The following is a 25650-nucleotide window of genomic DNA, read 5'->3' as shown; positions in this document are numbered from 1 at the left end:
TAAGTCAAAGTGTTAGAAATTAAAGATTTACATGTTTGTGTAGAAGAGGATCCATCAGAAAAGATCCTTAAAGGAGTTAACTTGACAATTAATGACGGTGAGATCCATGCAATCATGGGTCCAAACGGAAGTGGAAAGAGTACGCTTTCAAAAGTTGTTGCAGGACATGAAGCCTATGAAGTTACTCAGGGCGATATTCTGTTCAACGGTGAAAGCATTCTTGAGCTCGAAGCAGATGAACGTGCTCACTTGGGCATTTTTCTTGCTTTCCAATATCCCGTTGAAGTGCCCGGCGTAACGAATAAAAATTTGCTTCGTCAGGCGTATAATACTATAGCCCAGAAACAAGGGCGCGAAGAGCTGGATCCCCTGCAATTTGAAGATCATGCTCGTGAACAGCTCGAACTGGTTGACATGAAAGAGGAATTTCTCGAACGTAGCGTTAACGCCGGATTCAGTGGCGGTGAGAAAAAGCGAAACGAGATTTTTCAGATGGCCGTTTTGCAACCAAAACTATCCTTCCTGGATGAGACTGATTCCGGATTGGATATTGATGCGCTAAAGATCGTTGCCAATGGTATCAATCAGTTGTCAGGTGAAGACAATGCTGTGGTGTTGGTCACACACTACCAACGTATTCTTGATTATGTGACCCCTGATTATGTGCACGTAATGATTGACGGCAAGATTGCAAAATCAGGCGATAAAGATCTTGCAATAAAGCTTGAAGAAGAAGGATACGACTGGTTGAGCAAAGATGCATCTGTACTGTAAACAGAGAATTTTATAATCAAATGGGTAAAGTGAAGCAACAAAAAGAACGCACGTTTTTACAAGACTTACTTAATTTCCAAGGTTCGTTAAACGGAAAATCTAAATTCCTTGATGAGGTCCGCCTCAAGGGAGCAGAGGAAGTTCGGAATACACCTTTTCCGACTAAAAAGCTTGAGGATTGGAAGTTCATCAGCTTAAGAGATCTTTATAAGGATTCTTACGAGCTGGCTTCCGATTTGGATTTAGAAGTACCGGATATCAGTGAACATTATCTTCCTGAAAGTGAGGGAGCTCGGTTGACATTTGTCAACGGTTCTTTTTCAGCGGAACATTCTTCTACAGAAGACCTTCCCGAGGAAGTACTCATCGGAAATATTGCAAAACTTGCTGAGGAAGATAATGAGCTCCTCAAAAAACATCTCAACAAGTATGTTGAGAACAATTTTGAGGAAGATGTGTTCTCCTCTTTCAATAAAGCCTTCTTAAAAGATGGCGTATTTGTCTATGTCCCGGAAGGACTAACTGTTGATGTACCTTTGCATTTGCTATTTGTGCAAACCGATGCAGACACTCAATATTTTACCACTTCACGCAGTGTGATTGTCGCCGATAAGAATTCTGAGGTAACAGTGGTAGAAGATCATATCGGATTAGGAGACAACAAGTATTTCAATCTTCCGGTTGTTGAGGTTAATACAGAGGAAGAATCATATGTTAAACATACCAAGATACAGCGCGACAGCCGCGAAGCAATCCATATTGCTCGAACGGCAGTCTTTGTACATCATCACGCAAATTACGAGTCTTATACCATCACCCGTGGTGCCAAGCTCTCACGCAACGAGCCGCGAATTTCTCAGCGTGATGAAGAAGTGGAATTCACGGTTGACGGCCTGGTGTTGATCGACGGCGATCAGGTCTCTGATACGCATTCGGTAATGGATCACCGATTTTCGCATTGCGAAAGTCATCAACTACACAAATGTGTGATTAATGGCAACGCACACTCGGTATTTAACGGTAAGATTTTTGTCCGAAAAGATGCCCAAAAAATTGATTCATTCCAGGAAAACCGAAACCTGTTGCTTTCTCGCAAAGGACTGGTAAACACCAAGCCACAACTCGAAATTTTTGCTGATGACGTTGTTTGTACTCACGGCGCTACGGTGGGACAGTTGGACCAGGATGAACTTTTTTACCTGATGAGTCGTGGACTTAATGAACAACAAGCACGCGAAATGCTTATTTATGCTTTCGCACTTGAAACAATCGAAAATATTACGGTTGATTCCGTTCAAGATCTGCTTGTTGATGAAGTCCACCGATTCACGGAAAATCAACTTGATTCAACGTTAACTGTTTAAGGTTATCTATGGCTGAAGCTGCAGCAAAATCGAAGGGGGATGTGGATTTTGATCATATCCGAGAACAATTTCCTGTTCTAAAACAACAGGTTAATGGACACCCTTTGGTTTACCTTGATAATGCAGCTTCCAGTCAAATGCCTGCTCGTGTTGCAGACCGTATTCATGCATACCACACGAAGGAACATGCGAATGTCCACCGTGGTATCCATACGCTTAGCCAAAAAGCTACCGACGCATATGAATTGACGCGAAGAAAAGTGCAGCAATTCATTAATGCTCGGTATAAAGAAGAGATCATTTATACTACGGGCACGACCGATGCAATCAATCTTGTAGCTAATAGCTTTGGCGAACAATTTATTCAAAATGGGGATGATATATTGCTCTCCGAGATTGAGCATCACGCCAATATTGTTCCTTGGCAGATGATAGCCGAACGAAAGCAGGCCAATATTCGTGTAATCCCCGTTGATGATAATGGTGATATCCTATGGGATGATTTTTTGGAGCTGCTCAATGATAATACGGCGATTCTTGCTGTGGGTCACGTTTCTAACGCTTTAGGAACCGTACATCCCATCAAAAAGATGATAGCAGAAGCCCACAAGCGAAATATTCCAGTTCTGGTGGATGGAGCGCAGGCTGTACCGCATACTCCCGTAGATGTTCAGGATTTAGACGCCGACTTCTATGCGTTTTCAGCTCACAAAATGTGCGGCCCTACAGGATTCGGTATTCTCTACGGAAAAAAGAAATATCTTGAAGATATGCCCCCATATCGCGGTGGCGGGGACATGATTGATAAGGTTTCCTTTGAAGAAACGACCTATAATATTACGCCTCACAAATTTGAAGCCGGAACACCGCCCATTGCTGCAGGAATTGGTTTTGGTGAGAGTATTTCATTTCTCAATGAAGTGGGAATGAAAAATATTGCTCAGTATGAACAAAGGTTATTGAACTATGGTACCAAACAGCTGCAAAAAATCGATGGCATTCGCATAATTGGCACTGCCAAAGAAAAGGCTTCGGTATTATCTTTTGTTCATGATAATATTCATGCTACAGATATTGGAACTATTCTAGATCAGCAGGGGATAGCGATACGCACCGGCCACCATTGTGCACAACCGACAATGCGCCGGTTCGATGTATCTGCTACTGCTCGAGCTTCAATCTCGTTTTATAATAATAAAGAAGACATCGATCGTCTTGTGGAAGGAATTGAGAAAGCAATTTCATTATTCGAATAGCATCAACTTGGTGCTGTGAATTGAATTATTTTATATTTATATTCGTTCTAAATAGTGAAATAATTAAAGCTATTAGATCAAACCATTATGCCTAAGATTAAAGAAATTGAACGTACGCCCAATCCCGATGCCATGCGCTTCGTATTGGGAGAAGCATTGACCAACGGAGTTACTAAATCCTTCGAAAATGCTTCTGATGCCCAAAATGATGAACTTGCTTCAGCGCTATTTTCCATTGATCACGTGATCAATGTCTATTATGTGGATAAATACGTGACTGTAACCCAAGATGGAGATGCAGTATGGTCAGAGTTACTTCGCCAATTGGCACCGCCCATACGTGAGGCCACACCTCAGACTGATGCTGTTGAAGATGAAGAGGTACATGCTACTAAAGAAGTTCAGGAAACAGATGATCCTCGACTCCAGGAAATCAACAAGATGCTAGACGAGCAGGTTCGTCCATATTTACTCGCTGACGGTGGCGGATTAAAGATCTTAGGCCTTGATGGCAATCGACTCAAGGTTCACTACCAAGGCGCCTGCGGAACCTGTCCTACAGCAACAAGCGGTACCCTCTACGCCATAGAGAGTATGGTTAAACGCATTGATCCTGAAATTCAGGTAGTCTCTGTATAAATTGCAAGCAGTTTTATGTCCATTTCAATCACAGATCGTGCAGCAGAACGTATTAAGCAGATTCGCGAGGAGCAGAAAATTGCCGAGGATGCTATACTACGTGTGGGCGTTGTAAGTGGTGGCTGTTCTGGTTTAACCTACGATCTGGAATTCGATTCTAATCCCGAAAATGGAGATGAAGAGGACCAACAATTTGAAGATAAAGGAATACAATTAGTTGTTGATATGCGAAGTTTCTTATACCTATCGGGGACAGAGCTTGATTATACAGATGGATTAAACGGAGAAGGATTTCACTTTCATAATCCGAATGCAAATCGCACATGCTCGTGCGGAGAATCATTCTCAATTTAAGTTATGGCAACCAATACCAAAGGCGAAATTGTCAATAAGGTAAAACAATCTGACAAGCTGGTAACTATCGATCTTCAGAAGTATTTCGATGATACACCAAAAGCCGAGCTTGATCTGAAACAATTTCTCTTTAAGGGAATGATCCTGAAAGAAGATGATTTTAGGAATGAACTTAATAACTTTGATTGGAGCCAGTTTCAAGACCAATATGTAGCTGTTTACTGTTCTACTGATGCAATAATATCAAAATGGGCCTATATGCTTGTAGGCCAACACCTTGCTAGCTATGCCAAGGAGGTTTTTAAAGGTCAAAAAGAAAATATACTTTTCGAACTTTATCGGCGCAAGTTAGATAATGTTGACTGGAGTAGTTATGAGGATAAGTTTGTAATACTGAAGGGATGTTCGAGCAAGGAAAAACCTGTTCCGGAAAGTGTTTATCTATATGCAACACAACGGCTCGTTCCACATGTAAAAAAACTGATGTATGGTGAGGCATGTTCTAACGTGCCTGTCTACAGGGCATAGTATTTTTGCCAAATCTTTGGATGCCCTCCATCCGATCCTTACCTTCACAGAAAGCAATAATAACGAACTAAAAATACTGTGTACGCATTAGTCACCGGAGCTTCGCGCGGTATCGGTAAAAGTATAACAAAATCACTTTTAAAAGAGGATTTCGATGTTCTCGGTACTGCACGATCCTCAGAATTTCCAAAAGAATTTACTCAACACGATAACTTTGAAAGTCTTTATGTTGATTTAGGTGATCCCGTTGCCGTAGAAACAGAATTAAAGCCAATATTTGAAAGGGACCACGCTCCCAATGTGCTTATTAACAACGCTGGTGTTTTTAAGGAGGCCGGCTTTGAAAATGATGACGAGTCGTGGCTCGAAAAGTGGGACCAGACCATGCAAGTTAATCTTCGATCCCCAGCTTTATTATCTAAATGGGCACTAAATCGCTGGATAAATGAGGAGGGAGGCTATCTTATAAATATATCGTCTCGAGCGGCCTATCGGGGTGACACCCAGGAATATTCGGCTTATGCAGCCTCTAAAGGTGGACTTGTGGCATTTACGAAAAGTGTAGCCCGGGATTTCGGCGAACACGATATTTCTGCGTATTCCATTGCTCCCGGTTTTATTAAAACCGATATGGCTATCGATTCTATTGACGTTTATGGCGAAGAATATTTAACGGAGGGGATGGCCTTTGACGAGATTACCTCTCCTGATGAAGTAGGGGAGTTAGTTGCATTTCTTGCAAGCGGTAAAGTTCCGCATATGACAGGATCAACCTTTCATATTAATGGCGGAAGCTATATGATTTAGTCATGGGTATAAAAGACCGCAAGAAGGATCACGTAGATTTAACAACCTCCGGTGAGGTTGATTATCAAATTCCTACCGGATTTGAACAATATTATTTTGCCCATAATGCACTTTCCGAAATCAATGTTGATGAGGTTTCAACAGAGGTTAGCTTTTTGAACAAAACTTTTTCTTTCCCTCTTTTTATTTCTTCGATGACCGGTGGATATACAGATGCCGGAGCTGTTAATGCTATTATTGCTGAGTTTTGTGAGAACCATAACTTGCCTTTCGGCGTAGGAAGTCAGCGGGTAATGCTCGAAGAGCCCGAGACCTCTTCTTCGTTTTCTATTGTAAGAGAAAAAGCACCGAACGCTTTTATTGCCTCAAATATCGGTGGTGCTCAATTGGTGGGCGGATTATCAAAAGAGAATTTAAAGTTGCTTGTTGATTCTATTGAAGCTAATGCTGTAATTGTTCATCTGAATCCGCTTCAAGAACTGATGCAGCCGGAAGGAGACCGTAATTTTAAGGGCATTGAAAAAGGCATAGCACAACTTTGTCGCGATACGTCGCTACCCATTATTGTTAAAGAAACCGGGGCAGGAATCTCAGCAGAAGTTGGGAAACGACTCTTGGATGCTGGAGTTGAGGTTATTGACGTAGCCGGGGCAGGAGGCACAAGCTGGGCAAAAGTTGAAAATGAGCGTATATCTAACAAAAATCCTGATAATGACTTCAATGACTGGGGGATTCCAACTCTGGAATGTGTTATGCAGTTAGCAGATCTTAAACAAGAATACGATTTCGAACTTATTGCTTCCGGTGGTATCCGGTCGAGCCAAGATATTGCAAAAACATTATGTTTGGGATCCGATTTTGCTGCTTCCGCTCAACCTGTGATTAAAGCTGTTGTAGAAAGTGGATATGACGGATTAGAACAACTATATCAACAGTGGTACAAACAGCTGGTTACCATTCTAACATTATTAGGATGTAAAACACCTTCTGAATTGGTTCCTGATCACTTAAAATTAAAGCGATAACAGCGTCAATATGTTGTTGTAAATTACTTATATTTGGCCTTTTGTAAATTCAGCCTTAAAAGAATTTGAAGATTACAGAACGACAGCAAAAACTTTCTGATCTGATAGATGAAAAGCTGGCAGAATTGGATCTGCCCGAAGAACCATCATTACTTTATGATCCCGTACGTTATACCCTGGAACTTGCCGGAAAACGGGTCCGCCCGTATTTAACATTGGTAGGATGTGGTATTTGTGGCGGTGAGATTAATGAAGCGTTACCCGCAGCACTATCCATAGAATTGCTCCATAATTTTACGTTATTACATGATGATATTATGGACAGAGCGGATACGAGAAGAGGGAACCCCAGTGTTTTCAAAAAATGGAATTCCAATACAGCCATTTTATCCGGCGATGCAATGTACGCCAAGGCATTTAAACAGCTGCAGTATTACGGCCACTCGAACTTATATAGCAAAGGCCAATATAGTACTATCCTTGATATCTTTTTGAATAGCGCGGAAACAGTTTGTGAAGGTCAGGCTTATGACCTTATGTTCGAAAATCAATCTGATGTTCGTATTGAAGAATATATTCAAATGATTGAGGGTAAAACGGCAGCCCTAATCAGCGGAGCATTAGCAATAGGAGGAGCCGTTGCGGAAACAGATGAGGATACTATCGATGAGTTGCGATTTGTTGGCAAGGAAGCTGGAATTGCTTTTCAAATTCAGGATGATTTATTGGATGCAATTGCCGATCCTGAAAAGTTTGGAAAAAAGAGGGGTGGGGATATTATTGAGGGCAAAAAAACATATCTAACTCTTCTTGCATTGGAGCGATGTAATAATAGTCAGCAAAAACAGTTACAAAAGATACTGTCGAACAATAATGGCGGTTCTGCAGATGTCGATACGGTTATAAAGATTTATCAGGATCTAAATATTATTGAAGACACTAAAAATGCCGTTCAGTATCATTATCAAGAAGCGGTGGACCATCTTGAACGGTTTGAAGATTCGGAGTACAAAAATGAAATTATAAATTTTTTCAATCACTTGATCTCTCGTGAATATTAAATCAGAAATAAAAATAATGCATAAGCTTTCGACTTTAACATTCAAACTTTCTTGTCTATTTCTTGCTGTATTTGTATTTGCATCATGTAAAAATAGTGATTTGATACAAAGAGGGGACTCCCTGGAGGTAGCATTCGAAAAAGCCATGGCATTTTACGACAAAGGGGACTATACCGAGGCTTCTGAAGCCTTTGAAACGGTTGTTCAAATTGCTCGAGGCACTGAATATGGCCAAGATGCACAGTTTTATCTGGCAGAATCTTATTACAACGATGAACGATATCTACTGGCAGCTTCAGAATATGAGCGGTTCATTTCACTTTTTCCCCAGGTGGAAAGACGGCAAGAAGCTCAATTTAAGGAAGCATATTGTTATTATAAATTAAGTCCTCGGTACAAACTTGATCAAAAACATACCCGTAAGGCAATAGAAAAATTTCAATTATATAATTCACGTTTCCCAGATTCAGAAAAAGCTGATGAAGCCGGAAAGTATATTTCTGAAATGAGAACAAAGCTTGCCAAGAAGCTGTATCATTCAGCGGATTTATATTTGCGTACGGATAAATATGAAGCCGCAATCATTTATTATGATTTAACTATTGACAAGTATCCCGAAACAAAGTGGGCACAACGAGCATTGGTTGATGAGATTAAAACTTACAATATTTATGCTGACCGTAGTGTTGCATCTAAACAAAGAGAACGCTATCAAAAAGCAGTAGAGGCGTACGAAAAATTTATTCAGCTTTTCCCCAACGGCGAATACCGTCAAGAGGCAGAGGAACTTGTCGACGAGGCTCGGTCTGCGCTGGCCGAACTACCGGATGAGGCTCCTGTTGTTGAAGAAAGTGAGGAAAACTTGCAGGGTGATGTCAGTAATGATACCAACGCAAACTAATGGCTGTGCAACAGAAAAGAATTGGATTGTTTGGCGGCAGCTTCGATCCCGTTCATAATGGGCACCTAGCCATAGCAAAATCTTTTTTAAAGTCTGATTTACTCGATGAGCTTTGGGTTCTGCTTACTCCCGACCCTCCCCATAAAACTGGACAGGCACAGACTTCATTTCAATCTCGATTAAAAATGCTGCATACAGCTTTCAAGGATTTTGATGATGTAAAAATCAGTGACCTTGAAATGCAGTTACCCCAACCATCTTATACCATTCAGACGCTCAAATTTCTGAAAGAGCAATATCCCAACAACATCTTTTATTTATGTATTGGAGAGGATTCACTGAGGGATTTCAAACAGTGGAAAGACTGGCGTAAGATCCTCAAAGATACCGACCTGCTTGTAGCAAAACGACCGGCTACCTATACTGAAGAAATCGATAATATTCTAAGGAATCATGTCCACTTTGTTGATCATGAACCTATTGAAGTTTCTTCAACAATGATCAGGGATGCCGTTGCCAACGGAGATGATATTTCGGAACTGACCCCTTCGTCAGTTAAAACTATCATTGATAACGAAAAACTTTACAGGGGCAATAATGATGAATAGAAAGGGATTTTTAAAACTTTTATCAGTGGGAGGGTTTGGGTCATTACTGGCAAATACCGGTCATCACTCCGATGCTTCTAGCACTATCAGGCCCAAAAAGCTACAGGAAGGGGACACTATTGGACTTATCAGTCCGGGCTTTATTTTACCTGAATCCACAAAGTATGATGAGATTATTGACCAGGTTAAGAAATTGGGTTATGAGGTGGAAGAAGGCCCAAATGCGCGCAACAAGTATGGCTATTTGGCGGGGAAGGACAAAGAACGGGCTGCCGACCTCAATGCCATGTTCGCAAATGATTCTGTTGATGCCATCATGCCATTTCGAGGTGGATGGGGCTGCAATCGCATTTTACCATTCATTGATTTTGATATTATCCGTAAAAATCCCAAAATCCTCGTTGGTTATAGTGATATAACAACCTTATTGCTATCAATTTATTCAAAGACAGGCCTGGTGACATTTCACGGTCCGGTGGGGAAATCGAAATGGACTAATTACACAACAAACCATTTCAAAGATGTTTTAACCGGACGCCAAAGATTGTTTGATATTCCAAATAAGAAGCTTTGCGAGGAATGTGATGAATTTTCGGTTATTACCCCGGGGAAAGCAAAGGGCACGCTTCTCGGTGGAAATTTAAGCGTCTTGTCTGCTATGATGGGATCTGACTACCTTCCTAATTGGAATAACAGCATTCTTTTTTTGGAAGATGTCGGGGAAGATGTATACCGCCTCGATCGTATGTTAACACAACTCAAACTGAATGGCGTTCTGGAAGAAATTTCTGGATTTATTTTTGGACAATGTGCCTCTTGCGAAATGTCGAGTCCTCATAGTCTTACCCTCCAACAAGTTTTTGATGATCACATTAAACCACTGGGTATTCCGGCATTTTCGGGAGCGATGACTGGCCATATCGACAATATGATTACCCTACCTGTTGGTTTAGGTGTTGAAATGGATGCTCAGGAAGGGACTATCAAGCTAAAGGGAAACGCCGTTACCTAAATGAAGGCTCACGGCAGTGATAAATATTTTCGCAATATCCACTCGCTGCATAAAAAAATAATTACGAGAATATACCAGCCAATATGCTGATATAGGTAAAAGAAATTTGTTTCAACTTTCTGTTGACGGTCTAGTAGTTGCCTTTCTTCTAAGATATTCCAGAATCCATCCACAGAATCAAAAGGCATATATTCTCCACCCGTATTTTCGGCTATTTGCTTCAGCAGTTGTTCATTTCTGTTGATATCAATGTATTCGGCATTAGAAGCACTTACGGAAAATTCGCCTCGTTCGGTATCCAGTATTCGATCCCCTTTCTGAGCTGTTGCTTCATAAGTATAAATTCCTTCGGGCAAGGGTGGAATGGAAAGATGATAATTCCCATCATCTCTATTTTCCATGGAATACATTCGGTCAGCTGACGTATCGGAAATGATCGAGATTGTTATATTTGCCTCAGACTCATTCTGACCACGTTCATTTTTTAGATAGCCTTCAATAGTTAGTGGTTCAGTACCTGAAAAAGAGTCTTGCTGGGGCTGAATATCAAGCAGTTTGTCATCGGGATCGGTAGCCGTCCAGCTTATCATATTTTGCCAAAGCTGGTTGGCAAAAGCTTGGACCCGGGGATTTTGGTTTTGATGCATATGATACCAGTTATAAGCAGTAACAAATATGTGGCGTTTATTTCCCAATTGCTGAGAAACAATCACAGGCGTTTGAATTGGCTCACCTTGATAAGTACTACTGAATAGCATGTTTGCATAGCTTGCCGTGCTGATATTTTTTATCGGACCCACCAAGCCAGGAAGTTGATCAAACGTAATAGCAGGAAGTTCCCTGATAGGATGTTCTGATGTTTCGGATACCGATCGAAGTGCAATCTGTCCGTATTGCTTTGATCCTTTAAAATCAACTGGGAGTTCGGTGATTTGTTGTTGAAATTGCTGAGGACTAAACCGGGGGGAGGCTATTACAATCAGTGGAATGTTATCCCCGATTTCTCTTAACTTCTCTTTAACTTTTGCAGATAATCCTGCATTTGGATAACCGTGAATAATAGCCAAATCGAGAGAATCCATTACAGAAGTAAAATCTCCTTCAATAAAGTCGTCCCCTTTAAGCCAGGTTCGATTTATAAGCTCCGTATTTTTATCTTTTAATATAAGTGATCGAACAAATCGTACATCCGGGTGTATTTCCAAGGCAAGCGATAGTATTTGCTGCTTAGCATCTTGTACGTCTACCGTAAATCGTTGCGTATTATTAGCTGAAGTCCACTCTTTGCTAAGCGTAGGAATATGAATTTCATATTGCTGCAACCCTTCTTGATTCAGCTGCAGATCAAAACTTATCTCCTGACTGCTATTCCTTATTTTTGGGATAATGATTTTTTCTGAGAGTATCTCATCACCTCTTTTTAGGTGAACAGGTATTGAATTACCTTCAAAACCTTTACTGTTAATCGTTGTTTTAACGCTTTGTGTACTGTTAAGATATCCCGTTGAATTTGTGGAAATAGATGAAACTAGAATATCTTTTTGGAATGTGGTATCTCCCAGGCCAATAGAAAAAACGGGGATACCGATATCAGAAGTCTCATAAATGGGATTTTTACCTTTGGTATAAATTCCATCACTAATGAGAAGCGCCGCACTTATATCGTTCTGTTTTCCCCGAATTGTTTCAATTGCAGATGATAGGTCAGTCTGATCTTGATCAAAAGTAAGGCTGCCGACTTTTGTCTGTTCTATACGACTACCAATTTTGAAAAATTGAAAATTAATATTGGATTTCTCAGCAAAGTCAAGGTTTTGTAAAAGCTCAGAATAACTTTTGCTGCCTTGGTATGTCTTTTTTTCAATTTGCGTACTTGATGAATTATCAAGCAACACCAAAATATTAGCGGGTTCAAAGTAAGTGTCCTCTGTCTTGAAAAACGGATTTACCAGAAGTAAAAGCAGGATGAAAAATACACAGCTGCGTAGAGAAACAAGTGTATAAAAATAAGTACGGCCAATTTGCTTGATGTTGGAATACGACCACCAGGCAATGAGAAAGGTGCAGATGAATATCAGCGTGTAAACCCAAAAGGGGAGAGAAGCTTGAAATCCTTGAAAGATGAAGTCCACGGTGATGGTATTTACATTTCGTCAAGCAGCATATCAATCAGTTTGTCGGAAGTTAATCCTTCTGCTTCGGCCGCATAATTATTGACAATTCGGTGACGCAAAACCGGTTTTGCGAGAGCTCTGATGTCATCTTCAGAAACATTATATCGTCCCCGCGAGAGTGCACGGGCTTTGCCTCCTAATACCAGGTACTGAGAAGCACGAGGACCGGCCCCCCAGCTCATAAACTTTTGAATAAATTCCGGTGCTATTTCGGATTGCGGACGACTTTTGGTCACAAGTTCAACAGCTGATTTCAGTACTCCATCCGGAACAGGTACTTTGCGTACTAAGTCCTGCAATTCCACAATTTGCTCGACATTTAAGACCGCATTGATTTCAGCCTCACCAAGAGAGGTCGTTTGACTAACAATATCCTGTTCCTCATCAACAGAGGGATAGTCGAGCCATAAATTAAACATAAAGCGATCAAGCTGAGCTTCGGGAAGGGGATAGGTGCCTTCCTGTTCAATCGGATTTTGCGTAGCCAGTACAAAGAAGGGAGGCTCAAGAGGATAGGTATGCCCAGCGGTAGTTATATGAAACTCCTGCATGCCTTCAAGAAGGGCTGCCTGTGTTTTGGGGGGCGTACGATTAATCTCATCAGCTAATACGATGTTGGCGAATATAGGGCCTTTGACGAACTTGAAGCTCTTTTTTCCGGTTTCTCGATCATCTTCGATAACTTCCGTCCCTGTAATATCCCCGGGCATAAGATCGGGCGTAAATTGAATCCGGCTAAAGCTGAGATTCAGGGTTTGAGATACTGTCCGGATAAGAAGCGTTTTTGCAAGACCCGGAACCCCGATAAGTACACAGTGTCCCCGTGAAAACAAACAAATAAGAAGCTGGTCAAGAATTTCTTGTTGACCAACGATAACTTTGCCTACCTCTTTCCGAATCTTGTCAAAAGATTCCTGAAAAAAATCTACCGCTTCAACCGATTCCTCAGGTATAGTGCTCATAGGATTTAATAATTAATATTTTTATAGCGCTCAGGAATCGTAATTTTATATTCCACATACATATCTTCGCGCAAATCCGACAACAGGTCACTCATATATTCTGCCTGCTTCTCTTGCAGGGCAACCTGTTTAATACGGGTATAATCCTGTTTTAAATTAGCTCTGTGCTCTTCAATCCTCCTGTCCAGCCGAACAATGCGAAAGGCACGTTGTGAGTTATTTTCTTCGCCCATAGTAAATGATTTTGGCTCGGAAATATCTCCCACCTTTTCCAGTAAAAGAACAATTCGATAGAGAGCAGGATCGAGTTGATCAAGAGCTATAAGTCGCTCTCCGGTTTGTGGATTTAACACCCGACCACCCTGTGGCGCGGTATTCGGATCATCTGAATGGCGTCTGGCCATCTGAGCAAAAGTTATATCCTGATTGGTGAGTACAGAGTCTCGAATTTGTCTCAATTCCTCTTTGGCGGCCTCATCATCATAGCTTTGATCATCAACTTCAATAAGGATATGATTGGTATCAATTTGATCCCCTTGACGTTTATTAAGTCGTATAACATGAAATCCAAAGCTTGTTTCCACAACCTTTGAGATATCACCCGGTTCAAGCGCCGATGCTGCAGCTGAATACTCGGCAACAAAGTCATCCATAGACATCATTGGGAGATTGCCATCAGACGAGGCAGAAGGCCCATCACTGTACTTTCTGGCCATCTCTTCAATTGTTTTTCCATGATTAAGCACTGAATCACGCAACTGTTCTGCCAACTTTCGAGCCTCTGCTCTAGCATTCTGCAAGGGAGGAGGAACGGAAACAATTTGTGATACAGCTACTCGCTCCGGTATCATAGGCAATGAATCTTGCGGTATCTTATTAAAATACGCTTCAACTTCCGGGCGCGTTATGGAAACATTACTGCGCTTTTGCTGCTGAAATTGCTGCACAATCATCTGTTCGCGGTAATTATCACGTAAATCAGCCCGGATCTGTACAATACTCTGTCCCATTTGTTCTTCCAGAGCTTGCTCGCTACCCACTTGTTCAACGTACGAGTTTATTTGCTGATTTATTTGCTGATCAACTCTTTCGTCAGAAACAGTAATAGAATCTCGCTTCGACTGATCAAGCATTACATGTCGGTCGATAATATTTTCCAATACCGTATACCAAATCTCTTTGCTAAATGAGATTTGCTGATTTTGCTGTCGCTGAAGCTGCATCATGTATTGCTGTACTTCCTGATCAACATCCGATTTGAGGATAATATGATCATTGACTACAGCAACAATCTGATCTAATTTTTTATTTGATGATTGATTTTGTGCTTGTGATAAGAGGGGAGTTAAAATTAATGAAACTACAAAAAAGAGCAGTAAATGTGCTTTATTCATTCGTTGAGTTGTTTTCAAGGGTATCGTCAAGCGTTGAATTTTGGTTAGGTTTAGTAGGTAAAACGTTAAAAGTCTCTACTTCATTATTCGATTCGGCCTTAAGATAAAGATTCTTTACAAAGGAACTGAAATTTCGTTGTCGATTATTTAAAGCCATCCAATCTTTAATCTGTTCTATAAGCCATTCCAGGTTGGGGTGATCCCCCTCAGATCTGGTATCCATCAGCTGCACAAAATGATATATCCCGTTTACACGCTGTATGGGCGAAATTTCACTTTGTCCGATTACCGTTAAATATCGGTTCATGATATCAATATCCTGTGCCGCCATTGACACTGGCCAATACTGATCAGATTCGCTGATAACAGTTGAAGGATTAATAGCATAGGTGCGGGCAACTTCAGGCCAAGGCACGCCGTCTAGCAGATCTTGCTTGGCATTACGAGCCTCTTTGATCGTCTTAGTACGCATGTGCCGAAACTTTACAAAATCTTCCTCAAGTACAAATTGTTCTTTATTAGCCTGATAATAAGTTCGAGCTTCCTCATCTGATATTTGCATATCCTGTTCTTTAGAAGCCAACACATAGTCTTTAAGTGCCTGACGCAATATTTCTTGCCTTGCACGATCAATTTTTTGCTGGATTTCGGGTTTTTGCTCTAAACCGAGCCGTTTTGCTTCTTGAACCAAAAGTTGCTGACGAATCCAGTTGTCACGGTACTGAGTTAATGCCTTAACACTATCTTCGGATAACACAGTTTCAGGAATATCATCAATTGCCTGCTCCACCCGCAAATATTCGTTTCCGACTCTTGCTAGCGCATTGTCTGCATTTTGCCGGGTGGTTTGCTGACAAGAGGCCAGAGGTAACACTGCTCCAAGTATAATCAACAAAGAGAATCTATATGATATATTTGATTTCATAGTCGGTTAAAATAACATTCCGGCAATTGTTGCCGTCATTAAATTCGCAAGTGTACCGGCTAATACCGCTTTTAGACCGAACTCTGCAAGCTCGGATTTTCTACTCGGGGCTAATCCACCAATACCTCCGATCTGAATAGCAATAGAGGAAAAGTTTGCAAATCCACAAAGAGCGAAGGTAGCCATTCTAATCGTTTTGTCACCAATCTCAGAAGCGCTTACCATCTCTGATAATTGCAAGTAGGCAACAAATTCATTGAGTACTACTTTTGTTCCAAGTAAAGACCCCATATTGATCGCATCAGCCCAAGGAACACCTACAACAAAGGCAATAGGAGCAATAATCCAGCCAAGCACTCTTTCAATTGTCAGCGAACCGTCTGCAATCATTGCATTAATACCGGTAATGCTTCCAAAGCTCTCAAGAAAATAATTTCCCATTGCCAATAATGCTATAAACGCCAATAACATAGCTCCGACATTTCCAGCTAGTTTTAAGCCCGTAGAAGCTCCGCTTGCAGCGGCATCAATGCCATTGGCATCTGTTTTTTCAACACTCATATTGACTTCTCCTTTTGTTACAGGCTCATCAACTTCGGGATACATAATTTTAGCGATAACAAGGGCAGCAGGAGCTGCCATCAAACTTGCCCCCAGCAATTGTTCTGCAAACATCAGTCGGCCTACATCTAGGGCAACATCATGGGCCTGAGCGTATGAGTTACCTAGCATCTGTACATACGCGGCCATAACTCCACCTGCAATAGTAGCCATTCCGCCGGTCATTACAGCCAACAATTCAGATTTAGTCAGCTTCTTAATATAGGGTTCAATGACTAGGGGAGATTCCGTTTGCCCCACAAATATATTTGAAATAACTGCTAATGACTCAGCACCCGAGGTTCCCATGACTTTCTGCATTCCTTTAGCCATATATTTCACAATACGCTGTAAAATTCCATAGTGATATAATATGGCAGTCAATGAGGCAAAAAAGATAATAGTAGGCAATACCTGGAAGGCAAAAAAGTTACCCATACTACCTTCCATACCGGGACTTTTTGCTAAATCACCGAATATAAATTTAGCTCCTTCGGTTGTAAAATCTAAGACAATTACAAAGAAGGATGACACCCAGCTAAAGAAATCTTTGGGCCATCCCAAGGGTGCCCAGTATTCGGACATTTGTCGTCCCTTTAAAATAAATACAGCCAAAACAAACTGTATTCCGAGGCCGGTGCCGACCAAACGCCAATTAATGTGTTTTTTGTTCTTACTGAATAATACTGAAATGCCGATAATAACCGCCATTCCTATCATACCACGCAATATGTCAATCATGACTCGTTTTCTTTTTTCGTATTATCTTGTTTCTGGATAGGCTGAATGGGCTTTCCTCTTCGTTTGTCGACAGGAGGGCGATAACAATGTCTGGCTCGGGGCTCATAGGCATCTGTTTCTCCAACGAGTACGCGATCTTTGCTTTCTACGACGCGTTGTGAATAATGGGCCATCGTTCCACTTTCTGCACAAACCGCATGAAGTTTGGTTACATATTCTGCAATGGCCAGCATTTGGGGCATAGGTTCAAAGGGGCGCCCTTCGAAATCCATATCAAGACCAGCTACAATTACTCTTTTACCATCATTTGCAAGAGTATTGGCTACATTCATTAATTGCTTATCAAAAAACTGTGCTTCATCGATGCAAATAACTTCAGCTTCACCGGTAAGTAATACAATTTGATCAGCTGTATCGACCACCAATCCAGGCAACACATTTTTATTGTGCGAGACTACATCTTCCTCATCATAGCGATCATCAACCTTCGGTTTTACTACCACAACTTTTTGTCCGGCAATGTGGGCTCGTTTAGCGCGTCTGATCAGCTCTTCGGTTTTACCGCTGAACATCCCACCACAAATAACTTCAATCCAGCCAACTTTATGTGGTACAAATGAAGGTTCGCTAAGCATAAATACTTTCTTTATAAATAATTCCGGGTGCCGCTGTTAAAGCATGGAATATATCTTTGTAAGGGTAAAAATAAAAAGATGAATTCTTAGTAAATGTTACGCTGACTGCAATCGATCAGCATTGATCTCATCCACTGATCTGCATCCCGATAATGCCATCGTTAATTCAAATTCAGCGCGGTAGTTCTGGATAACTTCTTGCACGCCTTGTTCTCCGGCAACAGCAAGGGCATAGGCATAAGGTCGTCCCAATAATACTGTATCAGCTCCTAATGCAATGGCCTTAAATATGTCACTGCCTGATCGTATTCCGCTGTCCATTAATATGGGAATTTCCCCGTTTACTTCTTTTGTGATATCCGGCAATGCTTCAATAGCACTTACTGCACCGTCGACCTGACGCCCCCCGTGATTTGATACAATAATTCCGTCCATTTCCCTTTCAATGGCTTTGCGCGCATCGCTGGGATTTAAGATGCCTTTCAATAGAATGGGCAAGTCGGTAAGAGACCGCAAAAAGGAGAGGTCATCCCATGTCAACGAAGGACGCGAGTAGCACTCAATAAATGTTTTAACAGCTCTCCGGGGATTCTCTGAAACCAGATTACTCCAAAATCCTCCGGGATAATTTTTTGCCATTTTGATAAGTGCCTTGATCGATTCCCATGTCAGCCTGGGTGGCTCGTCAGCATCTCCCAGTGATGTTTTCATAAGCTCCCGAAATACCGGATCACTTGAATATTGTGCGATACCACGTCCCCGTAAAAAGGGGAGGTAATCAAGATCCAGATCTCGGGGACGCCATCCCAGCATGGTTGTATCCAGCGTAAGTACGATAGCTTCGCAACCGCACGATTCTGCTCGACGCACAAAACTTTCAACAAGATCGTTAGACGTACTCCAATACAATTGAAACCAGCGTGGCGAATCCCCCATAACAGAGCTACAGGTTTCCATATCAACCGACGCCTGGTTTGAAAATATAAAAGGAACGTTTTCAGCACTTGATGCTTTTGCTATCGCCAAGTCTGCTTCTGGGTGAGCCATGTCCAAGACCCCGATGGGGGCCAATAAAAAAGGAACAGGATAGCGACGCCCAAATAACGAGACCTCTGTACTGCATTGGGAAACATCATTAAGCATGCGCGGCGTAATTTTCCACTGGTTGAAATCGGTGCGATTGGACTTCTTAGTAATTTCACGTCCCGCAGAACCTGCAATATAAGCGTAGGCCTCTTTTGACATCTTATTTTTGGCAGCATTACGGAGTTTATCAAAAGAAACCGGAATTGTTCTGTTCTTGCCTCGAAGGCTTCCCAAAAAGATATCGGTCTGCCGTTCTCTGGAAAATAGTTTATCCGAAGCCATGTTATTTAATTTCCTTTTCCTTCATAAGCTGGCTCTGCCGGTACATATCAACGAAAACCCATATAATAGGGTATGGAGGGAAAAATATGGAACATACAAGTTTTAAGTTTTTTTTACGTGACTCCGGCAGCTGAGAAAGGCCCGCAATGCCGGCCATCCAAAAAATAAAAACAAGAAAAATAATAAAGGCGACAGTAATTGAACCAATAAATCCGAAGCTATTATAAAAGGTTTCAAGCATTGAGTTTGTACTCTACTTTAACAGTTAATTTCCTTATTTTTGTGGCTTGTCATTGAAAATAAAATATAAATAATAAATACCACATGCTCCCCGTAGTTTCAATCGTAGGGCGGCCTAATGTAGGCAAATCCACAATATTTAATCGACTAATCGGCAGCCGTAAAGCTATTGTCGATGATCAATACGGTGTTACCCGCGACCGGCATTACGGAGAATCATTCTGGAATGGCCGTGAATTTAATGTTATTGATACCGGCGGATACCTGCCGAACGAGACTGATGTAATGATCCAGGGTATCCGGGAGCAGATTCATATTGCCATTGAAGAGTCTGATCTTATCCTGTTTGTGGTGGATACCGAGGCCGGTATTACCAGCCTCGATCAATCGGTAGCCCAACTTCTTAGGCAGGAGGAAAAACCCGTATTGCTGGTGGCCAACAAAGCTGATAACGAGGAGCGGGAACTCAATGCTACCGAGTTTTACTCTCTGGGATTTGAACAATTATATCCTATTTCAGCATTAAGCGGACGTGGTACGGGTGATTTACTCGATGAAGTTGTAAAGTTGCTTCCGGAGGAAAAAGATGAGCCGGAAACTCCCATCCCCAAATTAACCGTGGTCGGACGCCCTAATGTAGGTAAAAGTAGTTTTATTAACGCGCTGCTGGATGATGAGCGCTGTATCGTGACTGATATTCCGGGAACGACCCGCGATTCGATCAACAGTAAACTAATTTACAATGAGAAGGAATATATTCTCGTCGATACCGCTGGGTTAAGGAAGAAAGCCAAGGTTAAAGAGAATGTAGAATTTTACAGTACCGTTAGAACCGACAGGGCACTTAAAGAATGTGATGTTGCCCTTATTATGCTCGATGCCATGCGCGGGTTTGAGGAGCAGGATAAACGCATTTTGCGCGATGCTGCAAAGTATAACAAGGGGATCGTCATTGTACTCAATAAGTGGGATTTAGTACCCGAAAAGGATACAAATATTCACAAAGAATTTGAAGAGTACGTGTACAGTCGTGTACCAATGATGAAATATATCCCTATTGTATCTATTTCCGCGATACACAGAAAACGAATCCATAAAGTAATTGAGGTAGCTGACAAAGTATTACAGGAACGAAAAAAGACGATAAAGACTTCTGATTTAAACGACTTTATCGAACGTATTTTAAAAGAAAAATCTTTACCGGTTCGGCGGGGAGTTAAACTAAAAATCAAATATGGCACCCAGGTAAAATCGAATCCACCGGTGTTTAAGTTTTTTATGAATAAACCAGAGGAGCTGCCGGCCAGTTATCGACGTTTTATTGAAAACAGGATTCGAGAAGAGTTTGGATTTGTCGGAGTTCCCATAACGATGAGATTTGTTCAGAAATAATTCATATTACTTTTGACGTGAATCATTGAATCAGTTATTTTTCCAGCGATATTACGTTGAGCAACAACCAATTTCTAATTGTATACTCATGCCAACACCACAAAATTTAGAACAACCCAGAGCAAATGCGCTCAATGAACAATTTGACAGAGAGCGCTCATTTTCTTTTCTGGAAAATTTATATCTGCCCGAAATCTTTAAAGCGTTGTGGTACACGCTTAAACAGATGTTCCAGCCCAGTGTAACATTACAGTATCCCGAAGAAAAGTGGGAACCCCCGTCTATATTTAGAGGACGGCCGGTGTTGGTTGAGGATAATGGCAAAGAACGGTGCGTAGCATGCGGTTTATGTGCAAGAGCTTGTCCGCCATTGGCTATCAGCATGCAAGCTAATGAGGATTCTGATGATCCCAAAGAACGATATCCCGATTTTTTCGAAATTAATATGCTGCGGTGTATTTACTGCGGGTATTGTGAAGAAGTTTGTCCGGAAGAAGCCATCGTTATGAGTAAGGACTATGATATCGTATTTGAGTCGAGGGAAGAGGCTATTTATGACAAACAACGACTCCTCGTTCCTAAAGAAGATCTGCAGGAGCGACTTGAATTCTTGCGTGAATACAAAAATCGTCAATTTGGTCAGTTCTGGGATTTTCAGGAAGAAAACAATATTCACTCCGTTCGCGACCGAGATGAGGAATTTCATTCCGGGCTTTCGCTCGTTGAAATGCTTGAGCAGCAACGTCATAATGACGATGTTGAGCCCGAATCTGAATGGGTGAGATAGTCTAATCATGACTGATCGGGAAATTTCACAGGAAGACCTTGACCGTTTGGTAGACGATGCCTCATATTTACAAGATGAGGCCGAAGCGATGCAATACGTTATTGATGATGTTCCTTATGCTAAAACCCCTCCTGAGGGACGTTCAATTGCAGAAATGTTGTTGCTCATCGATCATGCGCAGCTTTCCTATTATCGGCCGATTATGGAAGAGGCCATTGATAACCCTCGTCCCACTCACCTCGATAACTTTACTCATTTTAAGGAAGATTTTGAGAAAGATGAGGAAAAATTAGAGGATGTTCACAGGATCCTTAAAAAGATTGCCAAGCACAGGGCAGGGCTCGTAAATGCTGCTAAGAATATATCGCTAATCGATTGGGAAACAGTGGTTTATAGAGACGGTGAACAACTTCTTCTTTTCGATTTCATGCAAGAAATGATTCGGTTTGAAAGGGGGATATTAAAAGATATTGCCGATCAAGTTCGCATTTACAACCAAGAAAAGAAGCGGCAGCGTGATATTGAACACCGACGTTCACACCGACAAGATAAACATCCCACTGAAAACTAAGACTGGCTAAATCAACCTGTATGATCTGGGCAACATTATTACTCCTGTTTGTAAGTGGTTATGTTGCAGCTAAATTTTTCAGTCTTACAAACAAAAGGGGACAACTTAAGTTTCTTGGTCTTACCATTGCATCCGCGATTTTTACAGTAATGCAGTTTACTGTGGTTTTGGATTTTTTGATGACGGCCCCGAATGTAACGGCTGCCTCTGAATTCATAATAGAATGGGGACATGTAACATGTTTAGCTTTTGTCCTTAGTTCGCTGGCAATATTTATCCGGGAATCAAAACCCGTCTTTGCACGGTTCCCGATGATATATACCGCATTGCCACTTTTAATTATCCTCTCATATTTACTCGTTCAGGATACCTATGCCATCAAAACATGGTTATTAATAATTTACCAGGGAGGAGCAATTACCGTAGCGCTCCTGATGTACTCTGTTTATACCTATCGAAGAACCGTATACGCTTTTGTCCTTACAGGAATAATTCTTTTTATGATTGCATATATCCTTTTTTGGAACATAACAGAGGTACAGGATACCTATCAATGGATTTGGGAGTTACTGCTTAGCGTAGCAATGCTGACAAGCATTTATGGGTATGAACAGATTGAAAAAGACACAATTCCGCAAACATCATAAAATTATGACGCTAAAAATTGATTCTAAAGCTCCCGATTTTACTTTGCAGAATACAAAAGGAGAGCAAGTTACACTTTCAGATTTTGAGGAACGATCCAACGTAGTTCTCTTATTTTTTCCAGTAGCATTTTCCGGAACGTGTACCAAAGAGCTTTGCACGGCAAGAGATAACATGAAACTATATGATTCGCTGGATGCCAAGGTTGTGGGGATAAGTGTCGATAGTTTTTTTGGTTTGCGTGAATTTAAAAAGAGTGAGAATTTAAATTTCACGCTTCTCAGTGATTTCAACAAAGAAGTATCATCAAAGTATAACGCACTTTACGATGACTTTTATGGCATGAAGGGAGTATCCAAACGAGCATCATTTGTGATTGATAAAGAGGGGACCATTAGATTTCAAGAGATCTTAGAAGATGCCAGTGAACTACCAGATTTCAAGCAAATGCAAAAAGTGCTTACCGATCTTGATTAAATATCTTGGATTTGGAATTTCCTAATAATTGTTAGAAAGCTCCTCTGAAGACCTTTTATTTGCGTTCTGTTAGTTATTGATCTGCAGGACATTATATATTGGTTTGACTTTAACAATGCTGAAGGACTTGTTTCAACAGCGGAGAAACCCAGCTCCGGCTACCTTTATATGTGGTACACATGAAATGCCAAGAGGTAATACTGCCTATTACTGTAAAATTAGAACCAGGTCGATATACTTGGATTTCAGAGCAACCTACCAGCAAATCTAATGTCAGGGAATTTACAGTATCTTCCCAATCTGAGTAATATACCTAATGGCCTTGGGATAATGGGGGGGGGCGGAGCCTACTAGCTAAGTTATAACATAGAACATGAACAACAAGCGCATAGAACTAAACCGAATTTTTTACCTCGTCCCATAGATGCCATGGTTATGACGCCTTGCGGAAAGCGAACGATTGAAAAAAATAATAGGGTATCAACAAAGAATAGTGTATATATAAGTAACTGGCATTTTATCTATTTAGGATCAAAAGAGCACAAGAGTAGATAGCATCTCTAAAAATACTACCATGCCACTTTACATGGATATTCATTTTGTCGACGAGGTGTCTGTGGAGGACACACGAGAAGCCCACCTCAAGGATTTGGCCGTACAGGAGAAGTATGGAGTCAAGTACCATCAATACTGGTTTAATGAAGAAGCCGGAACCATATATTGCCTGATGGAAGGGCCGGACAAGGAATCATGTGCAGCCACACACAGGGAAGCCAATGGTGTTACGGCTTGCCAAATCACTGAAGTGGAAGGTGGGATGTACGATCTTTTTATGGGAGAAAATCAAAAAGTGGATCAAGGACTAGTTCGTCAGGAAAATGGGAAGATAGATACCGGTTATCGCTATATCCTTACTCTTGATATTATTACAAAAACCAGTAGCAGAGATTCCATCAATTTTAACCAGCTAAAACTGCCTGAAAAATCCAAAAATATAGCCCTTCAATGGATTGCTGAATACAACGGAAAAGAAGTTCGAACAAGTGGCTTCGATAGTATCGTCGCTGTATTCAAAACTCCTGAAAAAGTGCTTCGATGTGCTCACGAAATTCAAAAAGAATTACTGGAGGGCTATGGGAATTCTGATCCGGATTCAGTTGATGTCACATTCAATATGGGGATTAGTGTAGGCCAGCCCTTAACAAAGAAGGAGGGATTCTTTGTAGAGGCCATACGAATGAGCAAACGTTTATGTTTAATTGCAGGAGAGAATGAAATTATCACATCAACACTTTTTGAAGAACTCTGCGATGTGAATAAATTGATTAAAACCCATATAAGCTTTCGAACCATCAAGCCTGGGGAACAGCAATTTTTAGACAACCTGCTAGACATTGTTGAGAACAGGATTTCCGAGAATGACTTTGGCGTTGATTACCTAAGTCGAGATATGGGCATCAGCCGTCCACAACTCTACAGGAAAATAACCGCTCTCACCAACCGGTCCCCGGTTAGATTCATTCGTGATATTCGCTTAAACAAAGCTCTTTCACTCATTAAAGAAAACAAATACAATCTCTCTGAAATAGCTTTGGAAATCGGATACCACAGCCCTTCTTATTTCTCCAAATGCTTCCATGATAAATTTGGTGTCAAAGCATCAAGCATAGCCGTTTAACATTACTCCGATCTTTCCTTCTTCCAGCGGACTATGAATCAAAATTTACATTTATTGATTGAAATGTGATGGAATGAGGCCCTTCATCTCAGATATATTGATTCATGATAACGCAATATTAAACCAGCAATGGGAGAATTTGCATGTAACCAACACATAAAACCATACAATCATGAACACAACAAAAAACCTAGTATTCATTATATCACTCTTTTATATCATCGTCGGATGTGATGTTAATGCAGCAGATAATGAATGTAGTGACCAGCCCTTCAACCTCCTCACAGATCAATTCCAGGAATCCCAAGCTGAAATACAAACCGTGTTAGACGGCATATTTAAAAGCATTCAGGATAACGATGCCGATAAGTTAATCTCCTATCACGCTTATGGGGAAAAGTTTACGGAGTTCAGAGACAGCGAACCCCGATTTAATTCCCAGGAAAACGAAGCGTATGAACGAGGATTCGTGGGAGCAATCTCCGGATTTGACTATAACCTCGGTGATCTAAAAATATCTGTTTACGGCGACGTAGCAGTGGTCACCTTTCATGCGGATTTTCGACCGACCATCGGTGAAGAGGTTATGCAGATATGGGGATCTACAACCTTGGTATTCGTCAAGACTGTCAATGGATGGAAAATTACACATGAACACCATTCGCCTTTGAATGTAGGATAAAACATGGATTGCCATTAAAGGACCATCAAGCGTTCCCGCTGTTTTTGCGG

26 protein-coding genes are annotated in these 25650 nt (G+C 41.2%); 19 read left to right on the top strand and 7 right to left on the bottom strand.

Annotation, left to right across the window (positions count from 1 at the left end; translation table 11 throughout):
- Positions 1–9: 9 nt before the first annotated feature.
- The 12 genes from sufC (at position 10) to ACT3IB_RS02605 (ending at position 10329) form a co-directional block, all read left to right on the top strand.
- Complete coding sequence (gene sufC / locus ACT3IB_RS02660) at positions 10–774, top strand: Fe-S cluster assembly ATPase SufC (RefSeq protein ID WP_491537474.1); 765 nt, start codon at positions 10–12, stop codon at positions 772–774.
- A gap of 29 nt (positions 775–803) precedes the next feature.
- Positions 804–2138 carry a Fe-S cluster assembly protein SufD gene (gene sufD, locus ACT3IB_RS02655; RefSeq protein WP_491537473.1) on the top strand — a complete coding sequence of 445 codons (1335 nt, stop codon included), beginning with the start codon at positions 804–806 and terminating at the stop codon, positions 2136–2138.
- An 8-nt stretch (positions 2139–2146) separates the two neighbouring features.
- Positions 2147–3394 (top strand): cysteine desulfurase, encoded by a 1248-nt coding sequence (locus ACT3IB_RS02650; protein WP_491537472.1) that lies wholly within the window; start codon positions 2147–2149, stop codon positions 3392–3394.
- 87 nt (positions 3395–3481) lie between these two features.
- Entirely contained in the window at positions 3482–4033 is a 552-nt protein-coding gene (locus tag ACT3IB_RS02645) for a NifU family protein (protein WP_491537471.1), read from the top strand.
- A 15-nt stretch (positions 4034–4048) separates the two neighbouring features.
- Positions 4049–4387 (top strand): HesB/IscA family protein, encoded by a 339-nt coding sequence (locus ACT3IB_RS02640; RefSeq protein WP_491537470.1) that lies wholly within the window; start codon positions 4049–4051, stop codon positions 4385–4387.
- Positions 4388–4390: 3 nt separating this feature from the next.
- A complete protein-coding gene (locus tag ACT3IB_RS02635; RefSeq protein ID WP_491537469.1) occupies positions 4391–4915 on the top strand; it encodes a DUF2480 family protein in 525 nt (174 codons plus the stop codon).
- Between the two features lie 78 nt (positions 4916–4993).
- Entirely contained in the window at positions 4994–5722 is a 729-nt protein-coding gene (locus tag ACT3IB_RS02630; RefSeq protein ID WP_491537468.1) for an SDR family NAD(P)-dependent oxidoreductase, read from the top strand.
- A gap of 2 nt (positions 5723–5724) precedes the next feature.
- The gene (gene fni / locus ACT3IB_RS02625; RefSeq protein WP_491537467.1) at positions 5725–6747 is read left to right on the top strand and encodes a type 2 isopentenyl-diphosphate Delta-isomerase; all 1023 of its coding nucleotides are present in this window, start codon (positions 5725–5727) and stop codon (positions 6745–6747) included.
- Between the two features lie 65 nt (positions 6748–6812).
- On the top strand, positions 6813–7808 hold the full coding sequence (locus tag ACT3IB_RS02620; protein ID WP_491537466.1) for a polyprenyl synthetase family protein: 996 nt from the start codon (positions 6813–6815) through the stop codon (positions 7806–7808).
- A gap of 16 nt (positions 7809–7824) precedes the next feature.
- Positions 7825–8709: an outer membrane protein assembly factor BamD gene (locus tag ACT3IB_RS02615; RefSeq protein WP_491537465.1), complete on the top strand. Its 885-nt coding sequence runs from the start codon at positions 7825–7827 to the stop codon at positions 8707–8709.
- A 5-nt stretch (positions 8710–8714) separates the two neighbouring features.
- Complete coding sequence (nadD, locus tag ACT3IB_RS02610) at positions 8715–9317, top strand: nicotinate (nicotinamide) nucleotide adenylyltransferase (protein WP_491537464.1); 603 nt, start codon at positions 8715–8717, stop codon at positions 9315–9317.
- Positions 9307–10329 carry a S66 peptidase family protein gene (locus ACT3IB_RS02605; RefSeq protein WP_491537463.1) on the top strand — a complete coding sequence of 341 codons (1023 nt, stop codon included), beginning with the start codon at positions 9307–9309 and terminating at the stop codon, positions 10327–10329. The genes nadD and ACT3IB_RS02605 overlap by 11 nt, the downstream gene beginning before the upstream one ends.
- An 8-nt stretch (positions 10330–10337) precedes the next feature.
- Here ACT3IB_RS02605 and ACT3IB_RS02600 read toward each other — a convergent pair whose 3' ends face one another.
- The 7 genes from ACT3IB_RS02600 to ACT3IB_RS02570 all read right to left on the bottom strand — a co-directional run bounded on the left by ACT3IB_RS02600 (position 10338) and on the right by ACT3IB_RS02570 (position 19128).
- On the bottom strand, positions 10338–12461 hold the full coding sequence (locus ACT3IB_RS02600; RefSeq protein ID WP_491537462.1) for a vWA domain-containing protein: 2124 nt from the start codon (positions 12459–12461) through the stop codon (positions 10338–10340).
- Between the two features lie 11 nt (positions 12462–12472).
- Entirely contained in the window at positions 12473–13465 is a 993-nt protein-coding gene (locus tag ACT3IB_RS02595; RefSeq protein WP_491537461.1) for an AAA family ATPase, read from the bottom strand.
- 5 nt (positions 13466–13470) lie between these two features.
- Positions 13471–14859 (bottom strand): peptidylprolyl isomerase, encoded by a 1389-nt coding sequence (locus ACT3IB_RS02590; protein ID WP_491537460.1) that lies wholly within the window; start codon positions 14857–14859, stop codon positions 13471–13473.
- On the bottom strand, positions 14852–15784 hold the full coding sequence (locus ACT3IB_RS02585) for a peptidyl-prolyl cis-trans isomerase (protein WP_491537459.1): 933 nt from the start codon (positions 15782–15784) through the stop codon (positions 14852–14854). The genes ACT3IB_RS02590 and ACT3IB_RS02585 overlap by 8 nt, the downstream gene beginning before the upstream one ends.
- Before the next feature lie 6 nt (positions 15785–15790).
- Positions 15791–17125, bottom strand: a complete 1335-nt coding sequence (locus tag ACT3IB_RS02580) for a NupC/NupG family nucleoside CNT transporter (RefSeq protein ID WP_491537458.1) — start codon at positions 17123–17125, stop codon at positions 15791–15793.
- Positions 17122–17760, bottom strand: coding sequence for a thymidine kinase (locus ACT3IB_RS02575; protein WP_491537457.1), 639 nt, complete (start codon positions 17758–17760; stop codon positions 17122–17124). Before ACT3IB_RS02575 ends, ACT3IB_RS02580 begins: the two co-directional genes overlap by 4 nt.
- Positions 17761–17856: 96 nt before the next feature.
- Positions 17857–19128: a lactate 2-monooxygenase gene (locus tag ACT3IB_RS02570; protein WP_491537456.1), complete on the bottom strand. Its 1272-nt coding sequence runs from the start codon at positions 19126–19128 to the stop codon at positions 17857–17859.
- A gap of 324 nt (positions 19129–19452) precedes the next feature.
- Here ACT3IB_RS02570 and der point away from each other — a divergent pair, with 324 nt between their 5' ends.
- The 7 genes from der (at position 19453) to ACT3IB_RS02535 (ending at position 25600) form a co-directional block, all read left to right on the top strand.
- On the top strand, positions 19453–20760 hold the full coding sequence (der, locus tag ACT3IB_RS02565) for a ribosome biogenesis GTPase Der (protein WP_491537455.1): 1308 nt from the start codon (positions 19453–19455) through the stop codon (positions 20758–20760).
- Positions 20761–20848: 88 nt separating this feature from the next.
- Positions 20849–21547, top strand: a complete 699-nt coding sequence (locus tag ACT3IB_RS02560; RefSeq protein WP_491537454.1) for a NuoI/complex I 23 kDa subunit family protein — start codon at positions 20849–20851, stop codon at positions 21545–21547.
- Positions 21548–21554: 7 nt separating this feature from the next.
- Positions 21555–22118 (top strand): hypothetical protein, encoded by a 564-nt coding sequence (locus ACT3IB_RS02555; protein WP_491537453.1) that lies wholly within the window; start codon positions 21555–21557, stop codon positions 22116–22118.
- 20 nt (positions 22119–22138) lie between these two features.
- Positions 22139–22765 (top strand): hypothetical protein, encoded by a 627-nt coding sequence (locus tag ACT3IB_RS02550; RefSeq protein WP_491537452.1) that lies wholly within the window; start codon positions 22139–22141, stop codon positions 22763–22765.
- The gene (locus ACT3IB_RS02545) at positions 22725–23240 is read left to right on the top strand and encodes a redoxin domain-containing protein (protein WP_491537451.1); all 516 of its coding nucleotides are present in this window, start codon (positions 22725–22727) and stop codon (positions 23238–23240) included. Before ACT3IB_RS02550 ends, ACT3IB_RS02545 begins: the two co-directional genes overlap by 41 nt.
- A 574-nt stretch (positions 23241–23814) precedes the next feature.
- Positions 23815–24918, top strand: a complete 1104-nt coding sequence (locus ACT3IB_RS02540) for a nickel-binding protein (RefSeq protein ID WP_491537450.1) — start codon at positions 23815–23817, stop codon at positions 24916–24918.
- Between the two features lie 172 nt (positions 24919–25090).
- Entirely contained in the window at positions 25091–25600 is a 510-nt protein-coding gene (locus ACT3IB_RS02535; RefSeq protein ID WP_491537449.1) for a YybH family protein, read from the top strand.
- Positions 25601–25650: the final 50 nt, after the last annotated feature.

The sequence above is a fragment of the Fodinibius sp. GM21 genome, from assembly GCF_058386955.1.
This window is presented reverse-complemented; position numbering and strand designations above follow the sequence as displayed.

Excerpts from the sequence above, each read along its gene's own strand:
- ACT3IB_RS02650 (WP_491537472.1), top strand. The coding sequence starts at position 2,147 with ATGGCTGAAGCTGCAGCAAAATCGAAGGGGGATGTGGATTTTGATCAT.
- ACT3IB_RS02645 (WP_491537471.1), top strand. The coding sequence starts at position 3,482 with ATGCCTAAGATTAAAGAAATTGAACGTACGCCCAATCCCGATGCCATG.
- ACT3IB_RS02640 (WP_491537470.1), top strand. The coding sequence starts at position 4,049 with ATGTCCATTTCAATCACAGATCGTGCAGCAGAACGTATTAAGCAGATT.
- ACT3IB_RS02635 (WP_491537469.1), top strand. The coding sequence starts at position 4,391 with ATGGCAACCAATACCAAAGGCGAAATTGTCAATAAGGTAAAACAATCT.
- fni (WP_491537467.1), top strand. The coding sequence starts at position 5,725 with ATGGGTATAAAAGACCGCAAGAAGGATCACGTAGATTTAACAACCTCC.
- ACT3IB_RS02615 (WP_491537465.1), top strand. The coding sequence starts at position 7,825 with ATGCATAAGCTTTCGACTTTAACATTCAAACTTTCTTGTCTATTTCTT.
- ACT3IB_RS02605 (WP_491537463.1), top strand. The coding sequence starts at position 9,307 with ATGATGAATAGAAAGGGATTTTTAAAACTTTTATCAGTGGGAGGGTTT.
- ACT3IB_RS02595 (WP_491537461.1), bottom strand. The coding sequence starts at position 13,465 with ATGAGCACTATACCTGAGGAATCGGTTGAAGCGGTAGATTTTTTTCAG.
- ACT3IB_RS02590 (WP_491537460.1), bottom strand. The coding sequence starts at position 14,859 with ATGAATAAAGCACATTTACTGCTCTTTTTTGTAGTTTCATTAATTTTA.
- ACT3IB_RS02585 (WP_491537459.1), bottom strand. The coding sequence starts at position 15,784 with ATGAAATCAAATATATCATATAGATTCTCTTTGTTGATTATACTTGGA.
- ACT3IB_RS02580 (WP_491537458.1), bottom strand. The coding sequence starts at position 17,125 with ATGATTGACATATTGCGTGGTATGATAGGAATGGCGGTTATTATCGGC.
- ACT3IB_RS02575 (WP_491537457.1), bottom strand. The coding sequence starts at position 17,760 with ATGCTTAGCGAACCTTCATTTGTACCACATAAAGTTGGCTGGATTGAA.
- ACT3IB_RS02570 (WP_491537456.1), bottom strand. The coding sequence starts at position 19,128 with ATGGCTTCGGATAAACTATTTTCCAGAGAACGGCAGACCGATATCTTT.
- der (WP_491537455.1), top strand. The coding sequence starts at position 19,453 with ATGCTCCCCGTAGTTTCAATCGTAGGGCGGCCTAATGTAGGCAAATCC.
- ACT3IB_RS02560 (WP_491537454.1), top strand. The coding sequence starts at position 20,849 with ATGCCAACACCACAAAATTTAGAACAACCCAGAGCAAATGCGCTCAAT.
- ACT3IB_RS02555 (WP_491537453.1), top strand. The coding sequence starts at position 21,555 with ATGACTGATCGGGAAATTTCACAGGAAGACCTTGACCGTTTGGTAGAC.
- ACT3IB_RS02550 (WP_491537452.1), top strand. The coding sequence starts at position 22,139 with ATGATCTGGGCAACATTATTACTCCTGTTTGTAAGTGGTTATGTTGCA.
- ACT3IB_RS02545 (WP_491537451.1), top strand. The coding sequence starts at position 22,725 with ATGAACAGATTGAAAAAGACACAATTCCGCAAACATCATAAAATTATG.
- ACT3IB_RS02540 (WP_491537450.1), top strand. The coding sequence starts at position 23,815 with ATGCCACTTTACATGGATATTCATTTTGTCGACGAGGTGTCTGTGGAG.
- ACT3IB_RS02535 (WP_491537449.1), top strand. The coding sequence starts at position 25,091 with ATGAACACAACAAAAAACCTAGTATTCATTATATCACTCTTTTATATC.